This window comes from Cupriavidus necator, from assembly GCF_016127575.1.
In the GTDB taxonomy this organism is placed as follows: domain Bacteria; phylum Pseudomonadota; class Gammaproteobacteria; order Burkholderiales; family Burkholderiaceae; genus Cupriavidus; species Cupriavidus necator_D.
On sequence record NZ_CP066018.1, the window covers coordinates 1,079,366 to 1,105,230 of the forward strand.

Genomic DNA, 25,865 nt, shown 5'->3' on the forward strand with positions numbered 1-25,865 from the left:
TTTCAAGATCCGGATCTGGCCCGAGACTTCAGGGGCAAGTGGAGCCATACAGCGTGCGCACCGCAACGCCCTGGTGCACCGTCGCGACGGCGCCGGTTGTATTGACGTCATTGACGGTGGCTGCTACATCCCACTGCGTATCGTTGCAAAGCGAACTGATCGCACTGACACCGCTTGCGCCCATGACCAGGTTGCCATTGCCGGTGCTGCTGCCCAGCGTGCATTCGGCATCCTCCGGGTGCTTTTCCGGATCGATCACCTTGGCCACTGGCTTGCTGGTCACGCAGGTCGGTGCCGCCACCTGCGCGATGTAATCCGCCTTGCCGTCACCCGTCACGTCCACCGGCACATCCACCGCAACCGGCGCCTTGGTGAAGTCGTCGCTGATCACCTGCTCGATCGCCTGCTGCGCCACGTCGCGTGCTTCGGCGCTGTGCTGCTGGTTGCCCGCCACCTTGACGTTGACCAGCCCCGAATTGACCATGGCCACGGCGACCAGCAGGAACAGCACCATGAACACCAGCGTCACCACCAGCGTGACCCCGAATTGCCTGCGGCGCAGCGGCCTGCCCGTTGACTTCATCATTGCTCGCTCTTCGCTGTGTTGAATCGGTATGGCGTTATTGCTCGCGCAGCCCGGCCACATTGACCAGCCGCGCCACCTGGGCGTAGACGTGGCGCTTGTAGCCGTCATTGAACGGGCCTGCGGCCGCCGCGCGGCCGAGGTCATAGGTGCGGTTGTCTGAATGCCCGCCCGAGGGCTTCAGCGTGCGCGCCAGCAGGTGCACGCGCACCGTGGTGACATTGGCCAGGTTGTTGAGCACCACGCCCCAGTCATAGCCGGGAACGGCGGTGCAGACGGCGCTGTTGTTCGCGCGGGGATCGGACACGTAGCAGTCGGCCGAGCCGTTGCTGTCCTGGTCGACACCGTACAGCACATGCATGTCTTGCACCCCCTGCGCGACCGAGCGCGACTGGAACGCACCGTTGACCAGTTCGGCCATCTTCAGCGTGGGGATGCCGTCGCCGCCGTTGCTGCAGCGGTCGCAGCCGGCCAGGTAGAAGATGCGCACCATGGCGCGGCGCAGTTCAGCCGGCTGGGCCGGATCGCAGGCCTTGGTGCGCAGCCCGAAGGCCGCCGCGCCGCTGGCATCGAAGACAAAGGTCTGCGTGTCCTGCGAACAGGCCGATACCTGCAGGTAGGGCACGCCCGGTGCCGGGGCGGCAACCGCCGTGGTCGACACGCGCCGAATCACCAGCACCTCGGAAGTCGGCGCCAGGTCCGGCAGGCATGGTGCCGCCACGCCCGGCGCATAGCCGGTCAGCGCCACCGGCACGGTTTCGGCAGCAGGCGAGAAGCCAAGGGCGGCTGCATCCGTCGCGCACAGCGCCGGATCCGCGGCCTTGGTGCTGCGTGCAATGTTGCCGACGCCGAAGAACCCCGCCAGCTCCACTTCGCGCCGGATCTGCTCCAGCGCGTAGCGGCCGTTCTCGACCTGCTCGGCAGACTTGGTGAATTCGGTGCGCGACAGGCTGTTGGCAAGGTACAGGCTCGCCAGCGCGGTCAGCAGCACCAGGCCGATGGTGATGCCGATCATCAGCTCGACCAGCGAGATGCCGCGCTGGCGGCGCAGGCGGCGCGCGGACAGGCGCAGGGGGCTCATGACACGGTTCCCAGGGTGCCGATGCGGATCTGCGTGCTGACCGCGCGGCGATAGGCATCGTTGCCGTACTGGCCCTTGCCGCAGCCCAGCGCGGGCGCGCCGGTGGTGGCCAGGCCCTGCCAGGCCACGGTGATGCGGTAGATATTGTTGACGGCGTCGACGGTCTCGATGCAGCCGCGCGCGCCGATCATGGCGCCGACGGCCTGGGCGGCATCAGCGGCGCTGGCCCCCAGGCGCATCTCGGCACTACCCAGCAGCGCGGTGTTCCAGGCCTGCAGGTCCGCATCGGCGGTAGCCTTCTGCGCGGCGGTGCCCTGCGTGCACGCCGCCGGCGGCGCCGCCGCGCTGCCCAGCTGCATGCCGGTCGCGCCGTTGGCATAGCACGATGCCACCTGGCGGTTGGCGTTGAGGCGCGCAACCATGTCCTGCAGCAGCGCCAGCGCCTGCACGCGCTGGTAGGACTCCATCTCGGTCTGGCCCGAGCGCGCCACCAGCCCGGCGGTGCCGAGCAGCGCGACCAGCAGGATCACTGCCGCCACCAGCACCTCGATCAGCAGGAAGCCGCGCTGCGTGCGGCGGACAGGCATGCTCGGCCGCAGCCGCGGAATTCTTTGCTTCATGAGCAGGCTCCCGTGTCGGAAGCGACGCGGCCTGTCTCGCTGACCTGCACGCAGACGCGCGACGCCGCTGCCGTATCGCCGTTGGGCGCCACTTCGAAAGTCATGGCCGCGCCCGTGAGGCGGCCGTCGTTGCCAAGCGCAAGGGCCCCGGCAGCGCTGGGCGTGATGGTCAGGCCGCCGTAGGGCCCGAAGCTGCGCACCGTCTCGGCGCCTGCGGTGACTGCCCAACCGGCAGTCCATGCGGCGCCGGTGGCTGCCAGCGTGACCGTGGCATTGCGCTTGACTGCCTCGCTGCGCGCCAGCAGCAGCGCCGAGGTCAGGTCAAGCGAGGCGCCGCGCACGCGCTGGTTGGCGATCAGTGAAGAGAACGACGGCGCCGCCGCGACCGCGAGGATCGCCAGCACCGACATGGCGCACAGCAGTTCGACCAGGGTGAAGCCGCGGCGGGTGGGCCGGCCGGGCGAAGACGGCGGGAACGTGGCGCGCCGCATGGTCAGTTCCAGCAGTCGGTGCCTGAACCAGACGCCGATTTCGCGCCGGCACTGGTCAGCGTCAGCGAGCCGCAGTCGGCGTCGCCGGCGAGCTGGCTGCCCTTGGGCGTGGCCACGATGCTGTAGCCGGGCGGCAGCGCCGCGTTCGGCGTCACGGCGACGTCGTAGCGCGTTGCCTGCGCGGCCGGCACCGACATGCCCAGCGCGCCCAGATTGGCGGCATAGGCGCGGTTGTCGACCAGGTAGCGCTCCTGGGCGCTCGCGACCTCCAGCATGAAGGACTCGATCGCGGCCCGGTGCGAGCGCACGACGTGACGGCTGTAATTTGGAATGGCGACGGCGGCAAGAATGGCAATGACCGCCACGGTGATCATCACCTCGATCAGCGTGAAGCCATGCGCTGCCCTGGCGCCGCGCAGGCGCCAGCCCCGGCACGGATTGCCGGTTGCCCCAACTTCCCCAATGACCCGAAACGACGGGTTGACCCTCCCGCCGTGTCGCACTGCCGGGCTTCTATGTCCCATGCCGCGCTCCGATACCAATTATGTTCCGGATGACCAATTCCGGAGGTTATGGCGCGGAGTGTAAGTCACGATCTGCTAAGCGGGTAAGGAAAATATGATGCCGGCCGACCGGCGTTGTAGCGAACAGACAGTGATGTTACGAGACCTGCTCAGGACATACAGCCAAGGCATATGCAGACGTTAACCGTCAGTGAGGGGGAACCCTGACCCGCCCTGTTCGACCGGCCCGATGCGCGCGCGGGCGCACCTGTGCAACAATCGTTACAAACACCGAATCCGGAATGCCCATGCCGCCCGACAGCCCTACCCCATCGCCGCAAGCGCCGCCGCAGGACCTGGACGCCCTGCTGGCGCTGCTGCGCAGCAACTTCCCCACGCTCAGCACGCAGTTCCAGGGCGGCGCGCGCTACCTGCTCGACCATCCGCAGGACGTGCCGGTGCTGTCGATGCGCAAGATCGCGGCCAGTGCCGGGGTGCAGCCTGCCACCCTGGTGCGGCTGTCGCAGCATCTCGGCTTCGAGGGCTGGCAGGGGCTGCGTGAACTGTTCGTCGATGCGCTGCGCGGCGGCAGCCAGCCGTACGCGCGCCGCGCGCGCAAGGTGGTGCGTGAAAGCAGCTCCAGCCGCATGCTGGGCGAGATTCTGGACGCGCAGCACCACAACCTGGACATGATCGCCGCCAACAACGAGAAGACGCTGCAGCAAGCGGCGGAACTGCTGTCGCATGCGGCGTGCGTGCATGTGGCGGGTTTCCGCTCGTGCTTTCCGATCGCGTTCACCTTCCACTATGTCTACCGGCTGTTCCGCAGCACGGTGCACCTGATCCGCGCCGATGCCGGCACGCTGGAGATGGAGCTGCGTGGCCTGGCGCCCAAGGATGCGGTGCTGGTGGTCAGCTTCGCCCCCTACTCGCAGGAAAGCATCCGCGTCGCCGCCGCCGCGCGCGAGTGCGGCTGCAAGGTGATCGCGCTGACCGACAGCACGGTCGCGCCGATCGCGCTGGCGGCGGACTGCACGTTGCTGTTCTCGGTGGAAAGCCCGTCGTTCTTCCCATCAGTCACCGCCGGCGTGGCCGTGGTCGAGGCCCTGGTCGAGCAGCTGCTGGCGCGCAAGGGCAAGGGCGCGATCCGCGCGCTGGAACAAGCCGAGGGCGAGCTGCACCGGACCGGGGCGTATGTGGTGGCGGGGCGCGAGTGAGGGTGGCCCCCAGTCACTCATCACTACTGCGTGCACTTCTCCCGGTACGCCTGCTGCAGCGACCTCTTCGGCCGGTCACGCTCCAGTTCCGGAATCATGCGGCCCTGCGCGGTCTCGATGGCCGGCTGGGTGGCACGGTATTCGCGCTTGGGTGCTTCGGCGATCTGCGCGGCCAGGGCGCGGCATTCGTCCGACTGGATGCTGCCCGGCGTCGCGGCCGGGTCGGGACGGTAGGGCGTGGTGCCCTGCTGCACCGCTTCGTTGATGGCGGCGGCGGCAGCGCTGTCCCCGTCCGGCCTCTGCGCATGCGCGCTGCAGGCCATCGCCAGGGCGGCGATGGCGGAAATGCGGGTCAGGGTTCGCTGGCTCGGCATGACTTCTCTCCTGTGGCTCGATGAAATTATGCAAAGGCTGCCAGCTTAATCGTTCGCGGCCTGTCTGACACTACCGGCATTTCCGGCATTTGCGGCGTCGATGCCACCTGCGCCTGCCTGGGTACAGGCTGATATAGATGCCCTCGGGCGATTCCAGCGCTGCATGGCCGGTGGAGATCACGCCGTCGCGGTCCACCGCGGCGATATAGCGGTCGACCAGCGGCTGGCGGCGCGCTTCGCCGCGGGCGGACCCGACCGGGGTCCAGACATGCACGGTCAGCGCGTGCTCGCCGGGTCCGGGCGGACCGTCCCAGATGGTCATGTCGGGCGCATCGGCGGCAGCAGCCGTATCGGTTGCCGGACCGGCGGCGGGAGCGGCCCGTGGTTGGGCCACAGGACAATACGGCCAACAGCAAGCTGTGGCGCGGAGATTCCGCTAGGGCGCGCGACGCCCGCCTCCTTCGTCCCGCTCGAGCTCCCAGTCGCGGCGCATCATGACATAGGTGAACGAGGTGGACCAGCCGATCAGGATCAGGCCGACCAGCGGCTCGATGCTGGCGATCAGGCGGCTGGCGCCCACCGGGACGATGTCGCCCAGGCTCTGCGTGGTGAAGGTCTCCAGCGCAAAGTAGGCGTAGACCAGCGCGCCTGGCTGCGTGTGGACGCCGGACACGCCGGCAACGCCCATCGCGGTCAGTCCGCCCAGGCCCAGCACCTGGTCGGCGAACCAGAAACCCAGCGCGAACACCAGCGCTTCCAGGCAATGGACCACGATGATGCAGACGATCAGCACGCCGATGTTCATGCGCCCGCTCCAGCGCCGGGGGTGTATCGCTGACAGCAGCCGCAGTGCCTCGTAGTGGATGCCGACCACGGTCACGGTCAGGACGGCGGCGCACAGCAGGGCCAGCGAATAGTGTTCGGCGGAAGTTTCCATGCGCAGCGGCAGGCCTGGTCGGTGTCCGGGACGATCGGGAACAGCGCGGAAAAAAAAGCCGCCCTCCAAAATATCACTGGAAGGCGTGCAGGAAAACCAGGGAGCGGGCGCGGCGGGCGCGCGGCCGTGCTCGTAGCCCTGGCAGAGGGTCGGTGGCGGCCGGGTGGCCGCCGCATGGATCAGCTGCTGCTCTTGCAGGAGAGGTTGACGTACAGCCCGCCGCCCCATTTGAAGTTGCGGTTGCCACTGACCTGCACCTGGACAATGTCGTTGGCCGCCACCGCCGTCGTGGCCGGCGCCGAGCAGGTCCGCACGGTGGCGCCGAGCGAACAGGCGGACGCATCGGTGATGGCAAGCGGGGCGATCGTTTCCAGCGCCGCGCCGCTGGCGACACGGTATGCCGCCAGGGTGTACTTGACCTCGTCATCGGGCACCGGGCCCGCCAGGCTCGCGTTCAGGGTCAGGCCGCCGCTGCAGCCCACCGGCATCACAGCGCCGAAATTCGGATCGTTGCTTTGCCGGTCCAGCGCGGTGCCGGTCATGACATAGGTGCCATTGCCATCCGGCGAGTCGTACACAGCGAAGTTGGCGGTATAGATCGTCGCGCCGGCGCCTGTCTCTCCTTGCTGGCCCTGGGGGCCGGTGTCGCCCTTTTCGCCCTTCTCGCCCTGCGGACCTTGCGCCCCGACCGGGCCAGTCAGGCCAACCACGGAGACCCCGGCCGGCCAGCCCTCGGCCGTCTTCGGGCCGAACAGCGTATTGGTGGCCGTATTGAGGTAGAAGCTGCCTTTGCTGCCATCGGCAGCGGTGGGATCTGCCGCGCCGTGCAGCAGCACGGCGCCGGGCGCCCCGGCCACGCCTTGCGGGCCGACCAGCGACACGCCGGCAGGCCAGGCCCCGTCAGCCTTGGGTCCGTAGAGCGTCGAGGTCGAGGCATTGAGGTAGAAGTCGCCGTCCGTGCCAACGTCCGCCGCGGGCGCATTGGCGCCGGACAGGATGGTCTTGCCGTTCGCGCCGGCCGGGCCGGCCGCGCTGGCGGATGGCGCGGCGCTGGCTGGCGCGGAATCGCCGCCACCGCCACCGCATCCTGCGAGCAGGATAGCGAGGCAGGCGAGCGGGATCGCCGCGAGTTTCAGGTCAATGCGTTGCACGATGGAAGCCCCCCGGTTTCTCATGAATGGCATGCCCGGATCTGTGCCGAGTGAGTTCAATCTAGAGATCGCGGTGATTCCGGTAAATCGTGCATTTGCACGGGCTGTTTCATTAATGAAGCGCGTTTCCGGAGCCGCGAAAAACTGCCCCGCCCTAATAGCGTCAACGCCCGTTTGAAATCCCGGATGACTCGGGATAATAATTATGAAAATACCCGGATTGCCGCACCTGGCGGTAACACGGCGGGCATCTGGCCCGATTCAGAGCGGGCGAATTCAAGCACCACACGACCGCATCCGTGCGCGCCGGTGCGGCCAGAAAATACCGGCAATATCTCACCCGAACGGTTGAGTTGCGGATGGGATAGCGTGGCTCCGGGCTGTTAAAAGGAGAAACGAATAATCGCCATTTACCCCTTCGTGGGGGAATATGCGCGGCACCGGCAAACGGCCATGCGCAGCATGGCGCGGCGATGGACTATGCTGGAAATCCCAACAGCGTCCTCGCGGAGGCCATCGTGCGCAAATCTGTCCTAGTCCTTACGGCACTGCTGCTGGCCAGCGCCCCCGGCCTGGCGCTGGCCCATAACTGCCCCAACGAGATGAAGGCCATCGACGCCAAACTGTCGACCAAGCCGGCGCTGTCGCCGGAAAATTCCGCCAAGGTTGCCAAGCTGCGCGCCGACGGCGAGGCCTATCACAAGGCCGGCAAGCATGACGAATCGATGAAATCGCTGCTCGAAGCGAAAAAGATCCTGGGTATCTGAGACCGATCGCAAAGAAGAGCCGCCACGCGCCCAGGCGTGGCGGCTTTGTTTATTTTTCCCGCGGTCGTCGCCGCAGCAGGCCGGGTCAGGACCCCGATCCAACCTGCTGGACCACACCGTTGGGCGCCACCAGGTAATATTCCGCGCCAATCCCGACCCAGCGCGTGCCCTTGCGCGGCGCGGGCAGGTTGTATTGCTTGTAGTCGTCGATCACATACTGGCGGTCCCTGAACTCGGTGGGCAGCCGGTCACCCTTCTTCCACTGCTGCACCTGCATATAAGGCGAGTTCTGCGCCGCCGGCGCGGAGGCGGCCATGGGATCTGCCATCGGCTTGGACTTGGCACCACCCTGCGCCATCGCAAACGGCGCCGCCAGCACGCTTGCCGCCAGCAACAGTGCCGGCATCGCTTTCTTGGTCTTCATCGTGATCTCCTTGCGTACGGGAAAACCGAACTGCCGGAGGATCCGGACAGCATCTACCAGATTAGTCACAAATGCGGACAACTGCGGCATCCGCCGTCCATGCGCTGGCGCTCGATTTGACCGACGGGGCATTCGCGCCCTGACAGATTGTTCACAATTGTTTGCCGGTTGGCACCCATTGGGGGGGAGCCGCCGACGCCACCCGTGACTAGAATGGGTCCTGACAGAAACAATTTGTTACGGGCGGCCGCCACTCAGCTGTCAGCGGGCCGCGGCCCCGCGACCCGCGCCGCGGGCGCGTACCGCCCTCGATGTTCCCTGGCTTACGCCCTGTTCACGGCGCTTCGCACGCGGGCACCCGTCCCTGCCAGAGAACCATAAAAACTGGGGACTCTCCGTGTTGCACGATACTGGTCAATTCCTGGCCCTGGTCAATCCCGCCATGGCCATCCTGCTTTCGCTCTGCTTCCTGCTGGCCTGGAACCATGAGCGCACGCGGCACTACCTGCTGGAGCTAGGTGCCTGCTATTTGCTGTACGCGGTTGCCATCACCTTGCAGATCATCTGGCAGCCGCGCAACGACGGCGGCAACGCCACCGTCACCGGTGCGCTCTACCTGGGCAGCGCCGTGCTGATGCTGCGTGGCATGCTGGCGCGCATCGGCGCGCGCGTCGATACCTGCGCGCTGGTGTCGCTGCCGCTGGCCCTGTTTGCTGCGCTTGCCTGGTTTGATTTCATGCAACCCCAGCTGGTCGCCCGCATCTGCATCCTGAATATCGGCATCGCGCTGATCCTGCTGCTGGGCATCGCGCCGCTGGCCCGCCTGCGCACAGGCAGCACCGCGGACCAGGTGCTGTTCTGGGTCTTCCTGCTGTTTGCCCTCCATTTCCTGCCGCGCACGGTGCTGACCATTGCTCCGGTCATCGGACAGGACGCTGCCGCCCTCACCCGCTCGGCCTACTGGCTGTGGCTGCAGGTCACCATGGCATTGCTGCTGCTCACGCTGGCGTTGGCGCTGCTGGCGGCGACCACGCTGGACGTGATCGACGGCCTGCGGCATGAACGCGACACCGATCCGCTGACGCAGCTGCACACGCGCCGCAGCCTGGAGGCGCTGGCCGCGCGGGAAATTCCGCCACCTCAGGGCAAGCCGCTGAGCGTGCTGCTGTGCGATCTCGATTTCTTCAAGTTCATCAACGACAACTACGGCCACAGCGCCGGCGACGCGGTGCTGGCGCAAATCGGCCGGATCATCGCCGCCGGCATCCGGCGGCGCGATATCGCCGCGCGCCTGGGCGGCGAGGAGTTCGTCGTGCTGTTGCCCGATACCCCGCCCGATGCAGCCTTGCACCTGGCCGAACGCTTGCGCCAGACGCTGGAGAGCACGGAAATGGACGTCCTGCCGGGCATGCACACGGTGACCGCCAGCTTTGGCGTGGCCACGCTGCGGCCCGGCGAAGACCTGGAAGCCCTGCTGATGCGCGCGGATAACGTGCTGTATGCGGCCAAGAACAAGGGCAGGAATTGCGTGGAGTGGGAACGGGAGGCCGGCTTGCCGGTGCTGGCATGATGCTGCCGTGCCTCCCGTCCGGCGCGGCTAAGCAACCGTGGGCGTGCCCACCACCGCAAACTCCGGCCCGTCATAGCTCTGCGCCACGGACACGCCGCCATCGAGCAACCGCTGGCTCCAGTGGTCGAGCGCCGCGCGCGCGGCCTGGCTGACATCGCGGCCCAGGGCAAGGCGGACGGCCGCCGGCGCTTCCAGCCCGAAGCTGCGGGTGGTTCCCCACGCAATTTGGTCCCGTTCGAAATCCCCGATCGCCTGCTCGACGCACAAGCCGCTGTCGGCCACCGCGGAAGCCAGGAAGACATCGGGATGCCTGCTGGTCCAGTCGACCACGTTGCCGATCTGGCGGATGCCCGCGGCACGGCAGGCGGCGATGGCGCCGTCGCGGCCGCCGTCGATCATCGCAAAGACGATATCTGCGCCGGCGCGGGCCTGCGCGGCAACCGCGTCGCCGGCCAACGCCGGATCGTGCTGGTTGCCGCAGAAGGTCGTGAGTGCCGGCAGGCCAGGCACTACGCTGCGCACGCCATGGAGAAACGCCGCGCGCCCCTTCAGCCCGGGGCGCACCTTTTCGCCCGACAAATGGGCGACCACGCCGGTGCGCGAATCCGTCGCCGCCAGCACGCCGGCAAGGAAGGCGGACTGTTCCTGCAGCACCTCATAGCTCGCGGTGTTGGCGCACAGCACGCTGCCCTGCGTGACCACGAAGCGCCGGGCGGGATGGCGAGCCGCGGCAACAGAAACGGGATAGTCCCCCTGTCCGCCATGCGCAACGATCAGGTCCGGGCCGGTCTGGCACAGCGCCAGCAGCGCTGCTGCGCGCGCCTGCGGATCCGGATCGGCAATCCACGTCACCGCCACGTCGTGGCCGGCATTGCGTGCGCGCATGGCGCCGGCATGCCCGGCTTCATTGAAGCTGCCGCGTCCTTCGGGCCCGAACAGCACTACCTGGATGCGCGCGCTCATGACAGCGTCGCCCCGGTTGCCACGACCACAGGACCCCAGGCCTGCGCCTGCTGGCGTACGTAGGCGGCAAACTCATCGGGCCGGCGCTCGGCCAGCACAAAGCCCTGGGCTTCCAGGCGGCCGCGCAGGGCCGGTTGTTGCAGGATGACCTGCAGTTGTTGATGCAAGCGTTGCACGATGTCCTCAGGCAGGTTGGCCGGCGCGGAGACGCCGACGAAGTTTTCGGCCACCAGGCCGGGATAGCCGGCTTGCGCCACGGTGGGCAGCTGGGGCGCCTGCGGCACGCGTTGCGCCGAGGTCACCGCCAGCAGGCGCAAGGCGCCGGACTGCAGCAACGGCAGGTTCTGCGGCAGGGCATCCACCGCAAACGGGATCTGTCCGCCGAGCAGGTCGGCGCGCATCGGACCCGCGCCCTTGTATGGCACATGGGTCAGCCGCAACCCCGCCTGCTGGCCAAACAGCTCGCCGACGATATGCGCCACCGACGCCGCCCCGCCGCTGCCGAACGGCACCGGCTCGCGCTGCGCGCGGATCCACGCCGCCAGCTCCGCGAGGTTGCGCGCCGGCACCGACGGATGCACGGCAAAGACGGTCGGCACCGCGCCGATGTAATGCACGTGCGTGAAGCTGCGTACCGGGTCGTAGGCGGGCCGCCTGAGCAGGAACGGCGAGATGCTCAGCGCCGCCGAGTTCGACATCAGCAGCGTGTAGCCGTCATTGGGCGCCGCGGCGACCGCAGCCGCGCCAATCGTCGATCCCGCCCCCGGCCGGTTGTCGGTCACGAATGGCTGCCCCAGCTTTTCCTGCAGCACCGGTGCCAGCAGCCGCGCCACGATGTCGCTGGACCCGCCCGGCGGGAAAGTCACCACCAGCCGCACCGGATGGCGCGGCCATGCCGCGGCGCCGCTGTCCGCGCGCGCCGGCATCCCCGGCAATGCCGGCGCGGCCAGCGCCGCGGCAAGGAACTGTCTTCTCGAAATCACGGTGGCCCTCCGGCTTTACAGGCGATGGCGCAGGCCGACGCCGCCGCCGAACTTGTTGCCACGCACGCCCATGAAGGCGGGCAGCGCATAGCTGCCGCTGATGCGGTTGAAATCGGCTTCCGCATAGACGCTGGTGCGTCTGGACAAGCTGTACTCCGCCACGCTGGTCAGCATCAGCCGGTGGCCGCTGGCGGCGCTCTGCCGGTCATAGCCGGCCGCCAGCGACACCGCCAGCGCGGGCGTTGCCTGCACCGTGGCGCCGCCGGTCAGCACATGGTTGCGGGTCGGGCTCAGGTGGTAGCGGTTGTCCAGGTAGCCGAGCGCCAGCTTGACACGCCCCAGCTGGCTGCTGCCGCCGATGCCCCAGATCGTGCGCTTCTCTTCGGTGGCCAGCGCATTGGTGCTCTGGAACAGGGCACCAATGTCGATCCGTGCCGTGGTCCAGGCCAGCGCCAGCCCCCGGCTGCTGCTGGCCGCCGCATCGCCCGGCACTTCGCCGAAGGTATAGTGCGCCGCCGCCGAGAACGCGCCCCACCTGCCCGCGTACTTCGCCATGTTGTCTTGCCGCGGACCGGTATAGCCGTTAAGAATGGCCACCGCATCGAGATTGGGATGGCCATAGGGCTGGAAGCGGAAGGTCGCGTCATAGGCCGTGGTGAACTGGCGTCCGAACGTCAGCTTCCCCCACGCCTGGTGCTCGATCCCCAGGTAAGACTGCCGGCCGAACAGCCGGCCTGTACCCTGCGTGCCAACCTGTCCGTAGTTCGACGCCGCGGTGCCTTGCAGCGAAGTACCCGAGGCCAGGTCGAAGCCGCTTTCCAGGTTGAACAGCGCCGACCATCCCGCACCCAGCGCCTCATTGCCGCGCGCGCCCCAGCGCGAACCGCTGAAGTAGCCCTCGCTCAGTTCAGCCAGGCGCTCGTCCCCGCGGTTGTTGTCCGAGTAGCGGACCATGGTGTCGATCAGGCCGTAGACCGATATGGAAGTCGATACTGATTGCGCCTGCGCCTGCTGCGTAACGCCGCAGCTCGCCCCCGCCAGCACGCCGGCAAGCGCCATGGCGTGACTGCGCCTTGTGTTCCCCACCTTCACGCACCACCCTCAGTTTGCATACAAATTAAGAATGCAAAATATAGGGTGTGGCCGCACATCCGCATACGAATGTGTGCGCATGAGGAAATGCGGTTTGCGCGGAAAATGCGGACACAAAAAAGCCCGCTTATGCGGGCTTTCGGGGGTGATGCTTGAAGCGAGTCCGTGCTCAGAACGGGATATCGTCGTCCATATCCTCGAAACCATTCGAGGCGGGCTGCTGCGGCCGGCGCGCAGCGCCACCGCTCTGGCCGCCGCCCTGGCCGCCGCGGCCACCGCCGTAGCCGCCGCCCGACGCTTCGCGGCTGTAGCCACCACCGCCGCCTGCGCCGCCACCGTAGCCGCCTTCGTCACCGCCACCGCCGCCACCACCCTGGCGCGAGCCCAGCATCTGCATCTGGTCGGCAACGATTTCAGTGGAGTACTTGTCCTGGCCCGACTGGTCCTGCCACTTGCGGGTGCGGATGCGGCCTTCGATATAGACCGACGATCCCTTGCGCAGGTACTGGCCGGCGATTTCGGCGATCTTGCCGAAGAACGAGACGCGGTGCCATTCGGTGGCCTCCTTCATCTCGCCGCTCTGCTTGTCCTTGTAGCGATCGGTGGTCGCCAGGCGGATATTGGTCACGGCGTCGCCGCTGGGCAGGTAGCGGGTTTCCGGGTCTGCGCCGAGGTTGCCGACGAGAATGACTTTGTTGACCGATGCCATGAAATGTTCTCCAAAAGCCACGCGCTGTGTTGAAAAGCGTGGCAATACGATGACGGTAAAGCGGATGTAGTGTGACGCGATACTGCGGCGACGTAAACGAACATCGCGCCCCCGGCCAGACGTCGGGTGGCGCGATCATGCTAGGCCTTTTCCAGGCCGGATTCTTTACGATGTGATGCGGATCAGGCCGGCGTTGCCGGTGCAGCTTCCTGCCCGCGCGCCGGCGGCGCCTTCATGCTCCAGGCGATTATAAGCCAGAGCAACAGCACCACCGCGCAACCGACGAACACGGCGCTGCGCCCCTCGTGCTTGAGCAGCCAGCCACCGGCCGCGCCGCCCAGGAACAGGCCCAGCGCCTGCGTGGTGTTGTAGACGCCCAGCGCCGCCCCGCGCGCGGCCGCGGCGTAGCGCGACACCAGCGAAGGCTGCATCGCTTCCAGCACGTTGAACGCGACGAAGAAGAGCAGCAGCACGCCGACGATGGCCCACAGCCCGTGCACGGCGGCAAACAGCAGCTGCACCGCGGTCATCAGCGCGACCGCGCCCAGCAGCACCGGGCGCACGCGGCCGTAGCGCTCGGCCGCCATCATCGGGCCCAGCATCAGCACGAAGGACACCAGCACCACCGGCAGGTAGACCTTCCAGTGCTGGTCCAGCGGCATGCCGGCATCGGCCAGCATGGTGGGCACCACCATGAACATGGCCACCTGGGAAGCGTGCAGCGCCAGCACGCCGACGTTCAGGCGCGCCAGGTCGGCGTTGAGCAGCACCTTGCGGAACGGCAGGCGCACCGGATGCGGCGGCGGCGGGGTCGGCACCAGGAACAGCGTCACGCCGATGGCCACCAGCCCCAGCACCGACATCAGCCCGAAGATGCCGGACATGCCGATGCTGTGCAGCAGCGGCGAGGCAATCACCAGCGACAGCGCGAAGGTCAGGCCGATGCTGCCGCCCACCATCGCCATCGCCTTGGTGCGATGCCGTTCGCGCGTCAGGTCGGCGATGCAGGCAGTGATGGCCGCGGAGATCGCGCCCGTGCCCTGCAGCGCGCGGCCGGCGATGATGCCGCTGAGCGTGTCGGAAAAGGCGGCCACCAGCCCGCCGGCGATGAACAGCAGCAGCCCGGCCACCATCACCGGCTTGCGCCCGATGCGGTCGGACAGCCAGCCCAGCGGGATGTGCAGGAATGCCTGCATCAGGCCATAGATGCCCATGGCCAGGCCCACGCGCTGGGCGTCGTGCCCGTCGGGCAGGCTGTGCGCGTATTCGGCAAAGACGGGCAGGATCAGGAACAGGCCCAGCATGCGCAGCGCGAAGATGCTGGCCAGCGACACGGCGGCGCGCAGCTCGGCGCGGGTCATGCGTTCGCGGGCGGGGGCCTGGGATGCGTCAGCGGCACCCGCACCCGGGGAAGAAGACTGGATCGACGGCATTGCGATCGTGGGATCGTGGAATCTGTCAGGCTGGCTGCCGGTGCATCGCAACGGCAGTTTCGATCGGGATCGCGGGGGGAAGTTGCCGCCCGGAACCCGGGGCCGGCGGCGGCTTCGCCGGGCGCCTGCATGGCGCGGGCCACCCCGGAAACCGAAGTTGGGTATATTAACAGGTTTGCTCCTTCGCGCTTCCCGGGTCACCTGGCCATGCCAGCTGGCCCCCGGGCGTGTGCCCGGGCGCGCATTCCGGCCGTCGCCAGCGGTCGGAAGTGCCAAATACGGTACTTGTTTCTGGGTTTTGCGATTCCTTCAGACAGCCTTGCCAACCCCGGCAGGGCGGCCTGTCTGGCGACGACTTTTCGGCATATGGAAGAAATCAAGATCCGTGGGGCGCGTACCCACAACCTGAAGAACATCAATCTCGACCTGCCGCGCAACCGGCTGATCGTGATCACCGGCCTGTCGGGCTCGGGCAAGTCCTCGCTTGCCTTCGACACGCTCTATGCCGAGGGCCAGCGCCGCTACGTGGAGTCTCTGTCCGCCTATGCCCGCCAGTTCCTGCAGCTGATGGAAAAGCCGGACGTGGACCTGATCGAAGGCCTGTCGCCGGCGATCTCGATCGAGCAGAAGGCCACCAGCCACAACCCGCGTTCGACTGTCGGCACCGTCACCGAGATCCACGACTACCTGCGCCTGCTGTACGCCCGCGCCGGCACGCCCTACTGCCCCGACCACAACCTGCCGCTGCAAGCGCAGAGCGTGTCGCAGATGGTGGACGCCGCGCTGGCGCTGCCCGAGGACACCAAGCTGATGATCCTGGCGCCAGTGGTGGCCGACCGCAAGGGCGAGCATTCGGACCTGTTCGACAGCATGCAGGCGCAGGGCTTCGTGCGCTTTCGCATCCGCTCGGGCGGCGGCACCGCGCACGAGGCCGAGGCCAAGGTCTATGAGGTCGATGCGCTGCCGAAACTGAAGAAGACCGAGAAGCACACCATTGAAGTGGTGGTGGACCGCGTCAAGGTGCGCGCCGACATCAAGCAGCGCCTGGCCGAATCGTTCGAGACCGCGTTGCGCCTAGCCGATGGCCGCGCGCTTGCGCTGGAACTCGACAGCGGCAAGGAGCATATGTTCAGCTCCAAGTTTGCCTGCCCGATCTGCTCGTACTCGCTGCAGGAGCTGGAGCCGCGGCTGTTCTCGTTCAACAACCCGATGGGCGCCTGCCCTAGCTGCGACGGGCTGGGCCAGATCACCTTCTTCGATCCCAAGCGCGTGGTGGCCTTCCCCAACCTGTCGCTGGCCTCGGGCGCGATCAAGGGCTGGGACCGCCGCAACCAGTTCTACTTCCAGATGCTGCAAGGCCTGGCAGCGTACTACGACTTCGACACCGAGACCCCGTTCGAGGAGTTGCCGGAAAACGTGCAGCAGTCGGTGCTGCACGGCTCGGGCGAGCAGGAAATCCCGTTCACCTATATCAACGAACGCGGCCGCACCACCGTGCGCGAGCATGTGTTCGAAGGGATCATCCCCAACCTGGAGCGCCGCTACCGCGAAACCGATTCGGTCGCCGTGCGCGAGGAACTGGCCAAGTACCAGAACAACCAGCCCTGCCCCGCCTGCCAAGGCACCCGCCTGCGCACCGAGGCGCGCCACGTCAAGCTGGGCGAGGGCGAGCAGGCACGCGCGATCTTCGAGATCAACGGCTGGCCGCTGCGCGACGCGCTGACCTACTTCCTGACGCTGGACATGCACGGCGCCAAACGCGAGATCGGCGACAAGATCATCAAGGAGATCTCGGCGCGGCTGAACTTCCTGAACAACGTCGGGCTGGACTACCTGTCACTGGAGCGCAGCGCCGATACGCTGTCGGGCGGCGAGGCCCAGCGCATCCGGCTGGCGTCGCAGATCGGCTCGGGTCTGACCGGCGTGATGTATGTGCTGGACGAGCCCTCGATCGGCCTGCACCAGCGCGACAACGACCGTCTGATCGGCACGCTCAAGCACCTGCGCGACATCGGCAACTCGGTGCTGGTGGTCGAGCACGACGAGGACATGATCCGCGCCTGCGATTACGTGGTCGACATCGGCCCGGGCGCCGGCGTGCACGGCGGCATGATCGTGGCCGAGGGCACGCCGCGGCAGATCGAGGAGTCGCCGGCATCGCTGACCGGCCAGTACCTGTCCGGCCAGCGCCGCATCGAGGTGCCGAAGGAGCGCGCCGCGCCCGACGATGAGCGCCTGCTGCGCATCGTCAACGCCAGCGGCAACAACCTGCGCAACGTCACCGCCGAAGTGCCGGTGGGCCTGCTGACCTGCATCACCGGCGTGTCCGGCTCGGGCAAGTCGACGCTGATCAACGACACGCTCTACCATGCGGTGGCGCGCCACCTGTACGGCTCGACGCCGGAGCCGGCGCCGCACGACCGCATCGAGGGGCTCGAGCATTTCGACAAGGTCATCAACGTCGACCAGAGCCCGATCGGACGCACGCCGCGTTCCAATCCGGCCACCTATACGGGCCTGTTCACGCCCATCCGCGAACTGTTCGCCGGCGTGCCGTCGGCAAAGGAGCGCGGCTACGACCCGGGCCGCTTCTCGTTCAACGTCAAGGGCGGGCGCTGCGAATCGTGCCAGGGCGACGGCGTGCTCAAGGTCGAGATGCACTTCCTGCCCGACGTCTATGTGCCGTGCGATGTCTGCCACGGCAAGCGCTACAACCGCGAGACGCTGGAAGTCCTGTACAAGGGCAAGAACATCTCCGAGGTGCTGGACCTGACCGTCGAGCAGGCGCACGAGTTCTTCAGCGCGGTGCCGGTGGTGCGGCGCAAGCTGCAGACGCTGCTGGACGTGGGCCTGGGCTATATCCGGCTGGGCCAGTCGGCGACCACGCTGTCGGGCGGCGAGGCGCAGCGCGTCAAGCTGTCGCTGGAGCTGTCCAAGCGCGACACCGGGCGCACGCTCTATATCCTGGACGAGCCCACCACCGGGCTGCACTTCCACGATATCGAGCTGCTGCTCAAGGTCATCCACAAGCTGCGCGACCAGGGCAATACCGTGGTCATCATCGAACACAACCTCGATGTCATCAAGACCGCGGACTGGCTGATCGACATGGGGCCGGAAGGCGGCGCCGGTGGCGGCCAGGTGATCGCGCGCGGCACGCCGGAGGATGTGGCCAGGAGCAAGGCGAGCTTTACGGGCAAGTATCTGAAGCCATTGCTGGAGCGGTAAGGCCTTAGGAATTTTCGGATACAGGCCCGGGAAGAATTGTCGCGACTCGCTTACGCAAGCGATTGCACAAGTTGAGGTGTATCAAGATGAGGTGAGCTTGCCGCTGCTGAGGCGGGCCTGCCCCTTCAGTCCAGCCCGGCGTTGGGCAGCACCCGCGCGCGGCGCGGCGCTCCGCCCGGCTGCAGTTCGATCGCGACGCCGCCACCGCTGTCTGCGCCGTGGCCGCTCAGCGCGGTGATCACCACCTGGTGCGTGACCAGCAGGTAAGGCCCGCCGCGCGGATCGAGCCCGTCGATAAAGCGCGAAAGCTGCGCGGTCTGCGCTTCCCGGCGCTGTGCATCCGCGCCAAAAAATGAATTGAGCAATGGCTGGACCCGCACCGGACCCAGGTCGATCAGGCGGGCGGTGTCCTGGCAGCGGCACCAGGCGCTGCTGTAGACCCGCGTCGGCCGGAAGCCCGCCGCCTTCCAGCTGCTACCGAGCCTCGCCGCCTGCTGCCGGCCGTTCGCGTCCAGGTTGCGCTGGGTCGAACAGTCGTCCAGCTTGAAGCCCGGCGGATCGCCGACCCCCGGCGCACTCGCATGCCGCAGCACGACGACGACATTGGGGCGCTTCAGTTCACTGACGGCGATTTCGCCCTGTGATGCCGGAACGACCTGGGCGGCGGCCACGCACGGCGCCATGGCAAGCCATGCGAGGAAGAGGCGAAGAAGCGGCATCGGCGTCTCCGGTGACGGGCCAGTCCATCCGGTATAGCAGGTACGCGTGCCATGCGAGGATCCCTGCCCGCTTGCATTCACCACCCCGCGCCCTACCATGAACCGGATGGCGGCAAGCCGCGCCGCCATTCTGGAGCCAGCCATGGAACTGACGGTCGTACCGGTCACCAAGCCGGAAGCCACCAACTTCATCTTCGGCCATTCGCATTTCATCAAGACCGTGGAAGACCTGCACGAGGCGCTGGTCGGCACGGTGCCGGGCATCCTCTTCGGGCTGGCGTTCTGCGAGGCCTCGGGCAAGCGCCTGGTGCGTTGGTCGGGCACAGATGAAGACCTGATCGACCTGGCCTGCGAGAACGCCCGCGCCATCGGCGCCGGGCATACCTTCGTGATCTTCCTCGGCGACGGGTTCTTTCCGGTCAACGTGCTGGCCGCGGTGCGGGCAGTGCCGGAGGTGTGCCGCATCTTCTGCGCAACGGCCAACCCGACCGAGGTGATCATCGCCCAGACCGATGCCGGACGCGGCGTGGTGGGCGTGATCGATGGTGCCTCGCCGCTGGGGATCGAGACCGATGCCGATGTGGCCGAGCGCAAGGCGCTGTTGCGGAAGTTCGGCTACAAGCTCTAGCGTCGCCGCTCAGTGCTGCGCTGCCTGCACCGCCGGCACCGCCGGCACATCGTCTTCCTTCATCCGGCTGCGGTTGAGCACCCCAGCCTGCTCCAGCACCGGATAAGCCGTCGCACAGAACAGCGAATTCAGCCGTTTGAGCTCGCTGATCACATCCAGGTGCAATGAGCTGGTCTCGATGCTCTCGGCGGTCTGCACCGCCACGCGCTGCAGGTGGGTGCGCGCGTACTTGCGCTCCAGCTCGCGGAAGTTCGCTTTTTCCGCCATCAGCGCCTGGGCGCTCTTGAGGTCGCCGTTGAGAAACACCGACAGGCCCAGCCGCAGATTGGCGACCAGGCGCGCGTGCATCTCGGCGATTTCCTGCATTCCCGCCTCCGAGAACATCAGGTTGTGGGCGATCTTCTTGTCCTTGGTATCGAGCAGGATGCGCTCGATGATGTCGCCCGCGTGTTCCAGGTTGATGGTGAGCGAGATGATCTCGGTCCAGCGCTGGCCGTCGCGCTCGTCCAGCGCTTCCAGGCTGATGCGCGTCAGGTAGAGCTTGATCGCGGTGTAGAGGTCATCCACCTCGTTGTCGATGCGGCAGGTGGCGTCGGCCAGCTTGGCGTCGTTGGTGCGCAGCACGCGCAGCATGTTGTCCAGCATCTGCTCGACGCGGTCGCCGATGCGCAGCACTTCGCGCGCGGCGTTGGCCAGCGCCAGCGTTGGCGTGGACAGCGCGGCCGTATCGAGGTGGCGCGGCGTGACCTGGCTGTCGCCGGTGTTGCGCCCGGGCAGTACCTTCTCGCACAGCCGCGCCAGCGGCGCGGTGGCGCCCAGCAGCAGCACCGCCAGCGCGACGTTGAACAGCAGATGGAAATTGACGATCAGCCGTTGCGGGTCATGGTCCAGCAGCGCCAGCAGCTCCTCGGCCTGGCCCAGCAGCGGCAGCGCCACCAGACAGCCCAGCAGGCGCGACAGCAGGTTGCCCAGCGTCACGCGTTTGCCCGGCTGGTTGTTGCCCGAGGTGGTCAGCAGCGCCGAGATGCCCGAACCCAGGTTGGCCCCCAGCACCAGCGCCAGCGCCACGTGGATCGACACCACGCCGGCCGAGGCCAGCGCGCCGCAGAACAGCACCACGGCCAGGCTGGAATAGCACAGGATGGTCAGGAAGGCGCCGACCAGCATGTCCAGCCCCGCGTCGCCGGTCAGCGAGGCGAACAAGACCTTGACGCCGGCAGCCTGCACCACGGGACGGGTGGCGATGGAGATCAGCTCGAGCGCCAGCGTGATCAGGCCCAGGCCGATCAGCACGCGGCCGACGTGGCCGGCCCTGCTGCCCTTCCAGGTCAGATGGCAGATCACGCCGACAAAGATCAGCAGCGGCGACAGCCAGGACAGGTCCAGCGAGAACACCTGCACCATCAGCGCGGTGCCGACGTTGGCGCCGAGCATGATGGCCAGCGCCGGTGCCACGGCGATCAGGCCCTGGCCGACGAAGGAGCTGACGATGACCGCGGTGGCATTGCTGCTCTGGACCAGCCCGGTGACGCCGAGCCCGGCAAGGAAGGCGGTGAAGCGGTTGGAGACGCTGGTCGACAGGACATGGCGCAGGTTCGCGCCGTAGACGCGCAGGATGCCGACCTTGACGATGTTGGTGCCCCAGACGAGCAGGGCAACGCCTGATAGCAGGTGAAGGAGTACGCCCATGGTGCGCCTTTGTGTGACCAGTGCCGACAAAACCCTGGAGGCTAGGCCCGGTCATCGTGTAGTTGTCAATGAGGCATTATGCGCCCGTCACCCGACAGCGGCAACGGCATGGGCGCGGCGCGCGGACAATGGGCAACACCGGCGCGCGGATGCGCGCCAGCGGCGCCGCTCAGGGCAGCGCGACCTTGATCCCCAGCCCGACGAAGATCGCCCCGGCGGCGCGGTCCAGCCAGCGGCCGGTGGCCGGGCGGCGGCGCAGCCAGGCGCCCAGCCAGCCCGCGCACAGCCCGAACAGCGAGAACACCACCGCCGTCTGCAGCATGAAGACCACGCCCAGCAGCAGGAACTGCAGCCCCGGGTGCGCGGCATCGGCGCGCACGAACTGCGGCAGGAACACCAGGAAGAACAGCGTCACCTTGGGATTCATGATGTTGCCGAGCACGCTCTGGCGGAACACGCGCGCGAGCGGCACCGCATCGACATCACCGCCCTGCGCCAGCCCGCCCTTTGCGCGCAGCGCCTGGATGCCGATCCAGATCAGGTAGGCCGCGCCCGCATACTTGATCAGCTGGAACGCCAGCGGCGACGAGCGCAGCACCGCGGCCAGCCCCACCGCCGCAATCACGGTGTGGAACAGGCACCCGACCGAAAAGCCCAGTGCCGCGACCAGCCCCGCGCGCCGGCCCTGCGCCATGCCGCGCGCCAGCACCTGCAGGTTGTCGGGCCCCGGGGCCACAGTCACGGCAATCGAAGTCAGCAGGAACAGCAACAGGTCAGGCATGGGGTCTCCTTGCGTGGAAATCTTGCGGGCCGGTCAGCGTGGCTCAGTGCCCTTCGAACTTGCACACGGTGAACAGCGGCAGCCCGCCGTCCTGCAGCAGCTTCGAGCCGCCCAGTTCGGGCAGGTCGACGATGGCGGCGCCCTCCACCACCGTCGCGCCCAGGCGCTCCAGCAGCTTGAGTCCGGCCATCATGGTACCGCCGGTGGCGATCAGGTCGTCGACCAGCAGCACGCGGTCGCCGGACTTGCAGGCGTCTGCATGGATCTCGACGGTGGCGCTGCCGTATTCCAGCTCGTACTCCTCGGCCACGGTCTGGAACGGCAGCTTGCCCTTCTTGCGGATCGGCACAAAGCCCAGGTTCAGCTCATACGCGACGATCGCGCCCAGGATAAAGCCGCGCGCGTCGATGCCCGCCACCAGGTCGAGCTGCGCATCCATGTAGCGGTGCACGAAGACATCGATCAGCACGCGCAGCGTCTTGGGGTTCTGCAGCAGCGGGGTGATGTCGCGGAACATCACGCCCGGCATGGGCCAGTCCGGCACCGTACGGATGCGCTCGCGCAGGTAGCCGGTGACGTCGCCGAGCTCGGGGGACTGGATGATGGAGTCTGCCATAGGGGTCTGGAAACGGTAGGCGCGCAGCGTGGCGCGCCAATCAGAAAGAGGGGTCGCAGTGGGTCGCGGCAGGATGGCCGCCGGCGCGGTAACCAGTTACCACCCGCGCCATCGGGGCGGCCAGCACAATGGCCCTGCCGGCCCGCTTGGCTGGCCAGGGGCCGGGCTGCCGCGTCCGGCACCCGCCGGACACCCGTAACCATACAGGAGAGCGCGATGGCAAAGAAGATTCTGATGCTGGTGGGCGACTACGCCGAAGACTACGAAACCATGGTGCCGTTCCAGGCACTGCAGATGGTCGGCCACACCGTGCATGCGGCCTGCCCGGACAAGCAGGCGGGCGACGCCTGCGCCACCGCTATCCATGACTTCGAGGGCGACCAAACCTACACCGAGAAGCGCGGCCACAACTTCACCCTCAATGCGAGCTTTGCCGAGATCGACCCCGCCGGTTACGACGCACTGGTCATCCCCGGCGGCCGCGCGCCGGAATACCTGCGCCTGAACGCGCGCGTGCTGGAGATCGTGCGCCACTTCGCCCAGGCGGACAAGCCGATCGCCGCGGTCTGCCACGGCGCCCAGCTGCTGGCCGCGGCAGGCGTGCTCGAAGGCAAGACCTGCTCCGCCTACCCGGCCTGTGCGCCCGAGGTGAAGCTGGCCGGCGGCACCTATGCCGATATTCCCGTCGACCAGGCCCATACCGACGGCAACCTCGTCACGGCCCCGGCCTGGCCCGCGCATCCGGCCTGGCTGGCGCAGTTCCTTGCCGTGCTGGGCACGCGGATCGTACATTAGAGCTTTCCGCACGCGGCGCCCCCACGCGTGAAGGCACGGCCCGCCCCATCCGCGAGCCGTGCACATGCCCGCAGGCTGCGCCGCCCGCACGGGAGCATCCATGTGTGAAATCTTTATCCGCGCCAATCCGGCGTCGTACCAAAGCCAGTCGCGCTCGCTGCGCCTGCATGGCGTGGCCACCAGCATCCGGCTGGAGAGCCTGTTCTGGGAGGTGCTGGAAGAACTGGCGCGGCGCGACGACATGACCGTCAACCAGCTGATCACGCGCCTGCACGATGAACTGACCGAACATCGCGGCAGCGAGGCGGTGGCCGGCAATTTCTCGTCCTTCCTGCGCGTGTGCTGCCTGCGTTACCTGATGCTGCAGGGCGAAGGCCGCATCCCGGCCGATGCCAGCGTGCCGATCCGCTCGCTGGACGCACGCGCCGTGCTCGACAACCTGCCGGAATCCTGGGTCGAGGCGCGTCCGCACTGACGCGCACGACGCCCTGGCTCAGCCGTTCAGGATGCGAGTTTCCGCAGCCTCCAGCGCCTCGGGCGGGCCGCGCAGCACCACGATATCGCCCGGCTCCAGCACGGTCTCGGGCTCCGGATCGAAGGCGCGGATGCCGCGCCGGCGCACTGCGGTCACCTCCACGCCGATCCGCTCCAGCCCCAGCACGCCAAGACGCCGCCCCACCGCCGTGGATTGCGGCCCGAGCGACACGGAATGCAGCCGTACCGAATCGCGCTCGACCATGTCCTCATCATCGTCGCGGCCGTGGAAATAGCCGCGCAGCAGGCTGTAGCGCGCGTCGCGCGCCTCCTGCACGCCGCGCAGCACATGCCGCATCGGCACGCCCAGCAGCACCAGCGCGTGCGAGGCCAGCATCAGGCTGCCCTCGATGATCTCGGGCACCACCTCGGTGGCGCCGGCCTTCTGCAGCGTATCGAGCTCTGAATCGTCCACCGTGCGCACGATCACCGGCAGCGCCGGCGCCAGTTCCTGCACGTGGTGCAGCACCTTGAGCGCCGATGGGGTGTTGGCATAGGTGACGATCAGGGCGGCGGCGCGGTGGATGCCGGCGGCGATCAGCGCCTCGCGCCGGCCCGCGTCGCCGTAGACCACGGTATCGCCGGCCGCGGCGGCCTCGCGCACGCGATCGGGGTCCAGGTCCAGCGCCACGTAGTTGATGCCCTCGCGCTCCAGCATGTGCGCCAGGTTCTGCCCGCTGCGGCCGAAGCCGCAGATGATCGCGTGCTTCTCGGTCTGCAGGCTCTGCGCGGCAATGCGGGTCATGTTCAGCGACTGCATCAGCCATTCGTTGGCGGCAAAGCGCAGCACGATGGCGTCGCTGTACTGGATCAGGAATGGCGCGGCCAGCATCGACAGCAGCATCGATGCCAGGATCACCTGGATAAGCACCGGGTCGACCAGGTTCAGGCCGTCGATCTGGTTCAGCAGCACGAAACCGAATTCGCCGGCCTGCGCCAGCCCCAGCCCGGTGCGGATCGCCACCCCCTGGCGCGAGCCGAAGACCCGCGCCAGCAGCGCGATCAGCACCAGCTTGAACAGCACCGGCACCACCAGCAGCGCCAGCACCAGCCATACGTGGTCGAGCACCACGCGGATATTGAGCAGCATGCCGATGGTGACGAAGAACAGTCCCAGCAGCACGTCGCGGAACGGCTTGATGTCCTCTTCCACCTGGTGGCGGTAGGGCGTCTCGGAGATCAGCATGCCCGCCATGAAGGCGCCCAGCGCCATCGACAGGCCCAGCCGCTCGGTCAGCGCCGCCATGCCCAGCGTCACCAGCAGCAGGTTCAGCATGAACAGTTCCTGCGAGCGGCGCGCCGCCACCACGTGGAACCAGCGGCTCATCAGGCGCTGGCCCAGGAAGAAGATGACGCCCAGGGCCACCACGATCTTGACCGTGGCCAGGCCCAGCGCCACCATCAGGTCGCCCGGATCGCGCGACAGCGCCGGGATCACGATCAGCAGCGGCACCACCGCCAGATCCTGGAACAGCAGGATGCTGATGATATTGCGGCCCTGCTCGCTCTCAAGCTCCATGCGCTCGGACAGCATCTTGGAGACGATCGCGGTGGAAGACATCGCCAGCGCCCCGCCCAGCGCCACCGACGCCTGCCAGGACAGCGGGAACAGCCAGTTGAAAGCCCAGCTGGCCGGCACCACCGCCAGCATCGACAGCACCACCTGCGAGCCGCCCAGGCCGAACACCAGCCGCTTCATCGAGCGCAGCTTGGTCAGGTTGAACTCCAGCCCGATCGAGAACATCAGGAAGACCACGCCGAATTCGGCCAGGTACTTGGTCTGCGCGGTGTCGCTGGCCAGCCCCAGCGCATGGGGGCCGATCAGGATGCCGACGGCCAGGTAGCCGAGCATCGGCGGCAGCTGCAGCATGCGGAATGCGACCACGCCGAAGACGGCGGCGGCCAGCAGCACCAGGGTCAGTTCCAGCGGAGAATGCATCAGGCGGTCTGGGTGACCGGCCAGGCGCGCGTCCGACC

Annotated in this window: 26 protein-coding genes and 1 pseudogene; 7 read left to right on the forward strand and 20 right to left on the reverse strand. The window is 67.5% G+C overall.

Going from position 1 to position 25,865, the window contains the following annotated elements; all coding sequences use genetic code 11:
• Window positions 1-28 precede the first annotated feature (28 nt).
• The 5 genes from I6H87_RS04955 to I6H87_RS04975 are packed head-to-tail and all read right to left on the reverse strand — an operon-like array spanning window position 29 to window position 3,299.
• The gene (locus I6H87_RS04955; RefSeq protein ID WP_011614505.1) at window positions 29-586 is read right to left on the reverse strand and encodes a pilus assembly PilX family protein; all 558 of its coding nucleotides are present in this window, start codon (window positions 584-586) and stop codon (window positions 29-31) included.
• Window positions 587-620: 34 nt separating this feature from the next.
• Window positions 621-1,664 carry a PilW family protein gene (locus I6H87_RS04960; protein ID WP_010814417.1) on the reverse strand — a complete coding sequence of 348 codons (1,044 nt, stop codon included), beginning with the start codon at window positions 1,662-1,664 and terminating at the stop codon, window positions 621-623.
• Window positions 1,661-2,284, reverse strand: a complete 624-nt coding sequence (locus I6H87_RS04965) for a type IV pilus modification PilV family protein (RefSeq protein ID WP_010814416.1) — start codon at window positions 2,282-2,284, stop codon at window positions 1,661-1,663. The genes I6H87_RS04960 and I6H87_RS04965 overlap by 4 nt, the downstream gene beginning before the upstream one ends.
• Window positions 2,281-2,775: a GspH/FimT family pseudopilin gene (locus I6H87_RS04970; protein WP_011614504.1), complete on the reverse strand. Its 495-nt coding sequence runs from the start codon at window positions 2,773-2,775 to the stop codon at window positions 2,281-2,283. The genes I6H87_RS04965 and I6H87_RS04970 overlap by 4 nt, the downstream gene beginning before the upstream one ends.
• 2 nt (window positions 2,776-2,777) lie before the next feature.
• A complete protein-coding gene (locus I6H87_RS04975; RefSeq protein ID WP_011614503.1) occupies window positions 2,778-3,299 on the reverse strand; it encodes a type IV pilin protein in 522 nt (173 codons plus the stop codon).
• Between the two features lie 287 nt (window positions 3,300-3,586).
• Here I6H87_RS04975 and I6H87_RS04980 point away from each other — a divergent pair, with 287 nt between their 5' ends.
• A complete protein-coding gene (locus tag I6H87_RS04980; RefSeq protein ID WP_011614502.1) occupies window positions 3,587-4,495 on the forward strand; it encodes a MurR/RpiR family transcriptional regulator in 909 nt (302 codons plus the stop codon).
• Window positions 4,496-4,518: 23 nt separating this feature from the next.
• Here I6H87_RS04980 and I6H87_RS04985 read toward each other — a convergent pair whose 3' ends face one another.
• The 4 genes and pseudogenes from I6H87_RS04985 to I6H87_RS05000 all read right to left on the reverse strand — a co-directional run bounded on the left by I6H87_RS04985 (window position 4,519) and on the right by I6H87_RS05000 (window position 6,957).
• A complete protein-coding gene (locus I6H87_RS04985) occupies window positions 4,519-4,869 on the reverse strand; it encodes a hypothetical protein (protein WP_011614501.1) in 351 nt (116 codons plus the stop codon).
• A gap of 118 nt (window positions 4,870-4,987) precedes the next feature.
• Window positions 4,988-5,188: pseudogene (locus tag I6H87_RS04990) on the reverse strand (DUF308 domain-containing protein); the annotation flags it as partial.
• A 117-nt stretch (window positions 5,189-5,305) separates the two neighbouring features.
• On the reverse strand, window positions 5,306-5,806 hold the full coding sequence (locus I6H87_RS04995; protein WP_010814410.1) for a potassium transporter Kef: 501 nt from the start codon (window positions 5,804-5,806) through the stop codon (window positions 5,306-5,308).
• Between the two features lie 179 nt (window positions 5,807-5,985).
• Window positions 5,986-6,957: a collagen-like domain-containing protein gene (locus tag I6H87_RS05000; RefSeq protein WP_011614499.1), complete on the reverse strand. Its 972-nt coding sequence runs from the start codon at window positions 6,955-6,957 to the stop codon at window positions 5,986-5,988.
• 473 nt (window positions 6,958-7,430) lie between these two features.
• On the opposite strand from I6H87_RS05000, the gene I6H87_RS05005 reads away from it, so the two are divergent.
• Window positions 7,431-7,724, forward strand: coding sequence for a PA2433 domain-containing protein (locus tag I6H87_RS05005; RefSeq protein WP_011614498.1), 294 nt, complete (start codon window positions 7,431-7,433; stop codon window positions 7,722-7,724).
• Window positions 7,725-7,809: 85 nt separating this feature from the next.
• Here the strand turns inward: I6H87_RS05005 and I6H87_RS05010 are convergent, their stop codons facing one another.
• Window positions 7,810-8,148 (reverse strand): RcnB family protein, encoded by a 339-nt coding sequence (locus I6H87_RS05010; protein WP_011614497.1) that lies wholly within the window; start codon window positions 8,146-8,148, stop codon window positions 7,810-7,812.
• A 397-nt stretch (window positions 8,149-8,545) separates the two neighbouring features.
• Between I6H87_RS05010 and I6H87_RS05015 the strand changes: the two genes are divergently transcribed.
• Entirely contained in the window at window positions 8,546-9,718 is a 1,173-nt protein-coding gene (locus tag I6H87_RS05015; RefSeq protein WP_011614496.1) for a GGDEF domain-containing protein, read from the forward strand.
• A 27-nt stretch (window positions 9,719-9,745) separates the two neighbouring features.
• On the opposite strand, the gene I6H87_RS05020 is transcribed toward I6H87_RS05015, so the two are convergent.
• The 5 genes from I6H87_RS05020 to I6H87_RS05040 all read right to left on the reverse strand — a co-directional run bounded on the left by I6H87_RS05020 (window position 9,746) and on the right by I6H87_RS05040 (window position 14,898).
• On the reverse strand, window positions 9,746-10,681 hold the full coding sequence (locus tag I6H87_RS05020; protein ID WP_011614495.1) for a BMP family lipoprotein: 936 nt from the start codon (window positions 10,679-10,681) through the stop codon (window positions 9,746-9,748).
• On the reverse strand, window positions 10,678-11,664 hold the full coding sequence (locus I6H87_RS05025; protein ID WP_011614494.1) for a Bug family tripartite tricarboxylate transporter substrate binding protein: 987 nt from the start codon (window positions 11,662-11,664) through the stop codon (window positions 10,678-10,680). Before I6H87_RS05025 ends, I6H87_RS05020 begins: the two co-directional genes overlap by 4 nt.
• A gap of 15 nt (window positions 11,665-11,679) precedes the next feature.
• The gene (locus I6H87_RS05030; RefSeq protein ID WP_231881377.1) at window positions 11,680-12,723 is read right to left on the reverse strand and encodes a porin; all 1,044 of its coding nucleotides are present in this window, start codon (window positions 12,721-12,723) and stop codon (window positions 11,680-11,682) included.
• A gap of 202 nt (window positions 12,724-12,925) precedes the next feature.
• The gene (locus I6H87_RS05035) at window positions 12,926-13,465 is read right to left on the reverse strand and encodes a single-stranded DNA-binding protein (RefSeq protein WP_011614492.1); all 540 of its coding nucleotides are present in this window, start codon (window positions 13,463-13,465) and stop codon (window positions 12,926-12,928) included.
• Between the two features lie 182 nt (window positions 13,466-13,647).
• Window positions 13,648-14,898 carry an MFS transporter gene (locus tag I6H87_RS05040; RefSeq protein WP_011614491.1) on the reverse strand — a complete coding sequence of 417 codons (1,251 nt, stop codon included), beginning with the start codon at window positions 14,896-14,898 and terminating at the stop codon, window positions 13,648-13,650.
• A gap of 366 nt (window positions 14,899-15,264) precedes the next feature.
• Between I6H87_RS05040 and uvrA the strand changes: the two genes are divergently transcribed.
• Complete coding sequence (uvrA, locus tag I6H87_RS05045) at window positions 15,265-18,126, forward strand: excinuclease ABC subunit UvrA (RefSeq protein WP_010814400.1); 2,862 nt, start codon at window positions 15,265-15,267, stop codon at window positions 18,124-18,126.
• Window positions 18,127-18,251: 125 nt separating this feature from the next.
• Here uvrA and I6H87_RS05050 read toward each other — a convergent pair whose 3' ends face one another.
• Entirely contained in the window at window positions 18,252-18,845 is a 594-nt protein-coding gene (locus I6H87_RS05050) for a histidine phosphatase family protein (RefSeq protein ID WP_010814399.1), read from the reverse strand.
• A 142-nt stretch (window positions 18,846-18,987) separates the two neighbouring features.
• Between I6H87_RS05050 and I6H87_RS05055 the strand changes: the two genes are divergently transcribed.
• Entirely contained in the window at window positions 18,988-19,473 is a 486-nt protein-coding gene (locus tag I6H87_RS05055; protein WP_010814398.1) for an adenosine-specific kinase, read from the forward strand.
• A 9-nt stretch (window positions 19,474-19,482) separates the two neighbouring features.
• Here I6H87_RS05055 and I6H87_RS05060 read toward each other — a convergent pair whose 3' ends face one another.
• The 3 genes from I6H87_RS05060 to I6H87_RS05070 form a co-directional block, all read right to left on the reverse strand.
• On the reverse strand, window positions 19,483-21,162 hold the full coding sequence (locus tag I6H87_RS05060; RefSeq protein WP_010814397.1) for a Na/Pi cotransporter family protein: 1,680 nt from the start codon (window positions 21,160-21,162) through the stop codon (window positions 19,483-19,485).
• Window positions 21,163-21,331: 169 nt separating this feature from the next.
• Window positions 21,332-21,943 carry a LysE family translocator gene (locus I6H87_RS05065; protein ID WP_010814396.1) on the reverse strand — a complete coding sequence of 204 codons (612 nt, stop codon included), beginning with the start codon at window positions 21,941-21,943 and terminating at the stop codon, window positions 21,332-21,334.
• Between the two features lie 43 nt (window positions 21,944-21,986).
• Window positions 21,987-22,559, reverse strand: coding sequence for an adenine phosphoribosyltransferase (locus I6H87_RS05070; protein ID WP_011614490.1), 573 nt, complete (start codon window positions 22,557-22,559; stop codon window positions 21,987-21,989).
• A gap of 216 nt (window positions 22,560-22,775) precedes the next feature.
• On the opposite strand from I6H87_RS05070, the gene I6H87_RS05075 reads away from it, so the two are divergent.
• Both I6H87_RS05075 and I6H87_RS05080 read left to right on the forward strand, forming a co-directional pair.
• Entirely contained in the window at window positions 22,776-23,354 is a 579-nt protein-coding gene (locus tag I6H87_RS05075; RefSeq protein ID WP_010814394.1) for a DJ-1/PfpI family protein, read from the forward strand.
• A gap of 100 nt (window positions 23,355-23,454) precedes the next feature.
• A complete protein-coding gene (locus tag I6H87_RS05080) occupies window positions 23,455-23,829 on the forward strand; it encodes a ribbon-helix-helix domain-containing protein (RefSeq protein WP_010814393.1) in 375 nt (124 codons plus the stop codon).
• An 18-nt stretch (window positions 23,830-23,847) separates the two neighbouring features.
• Here I6H87_RS05080 and I6H87_RS05085 read toward each other — a convergent pair whose 3' ends face one another.
• Complete coding sequence (locus I6H87_RS05085) at window positions 23,848-25,827, reverse strand: monovalent cation:proton antiporter family protein (RefSeq protein ID WP_010814392.1); 1,980 nt, start codon at window positions 25,825-25,827, stop codon at window positions 23,848-23,850.
• Between the last annotated feature and the right edge of the window lie 38 nt (window positions 25,828-25,865).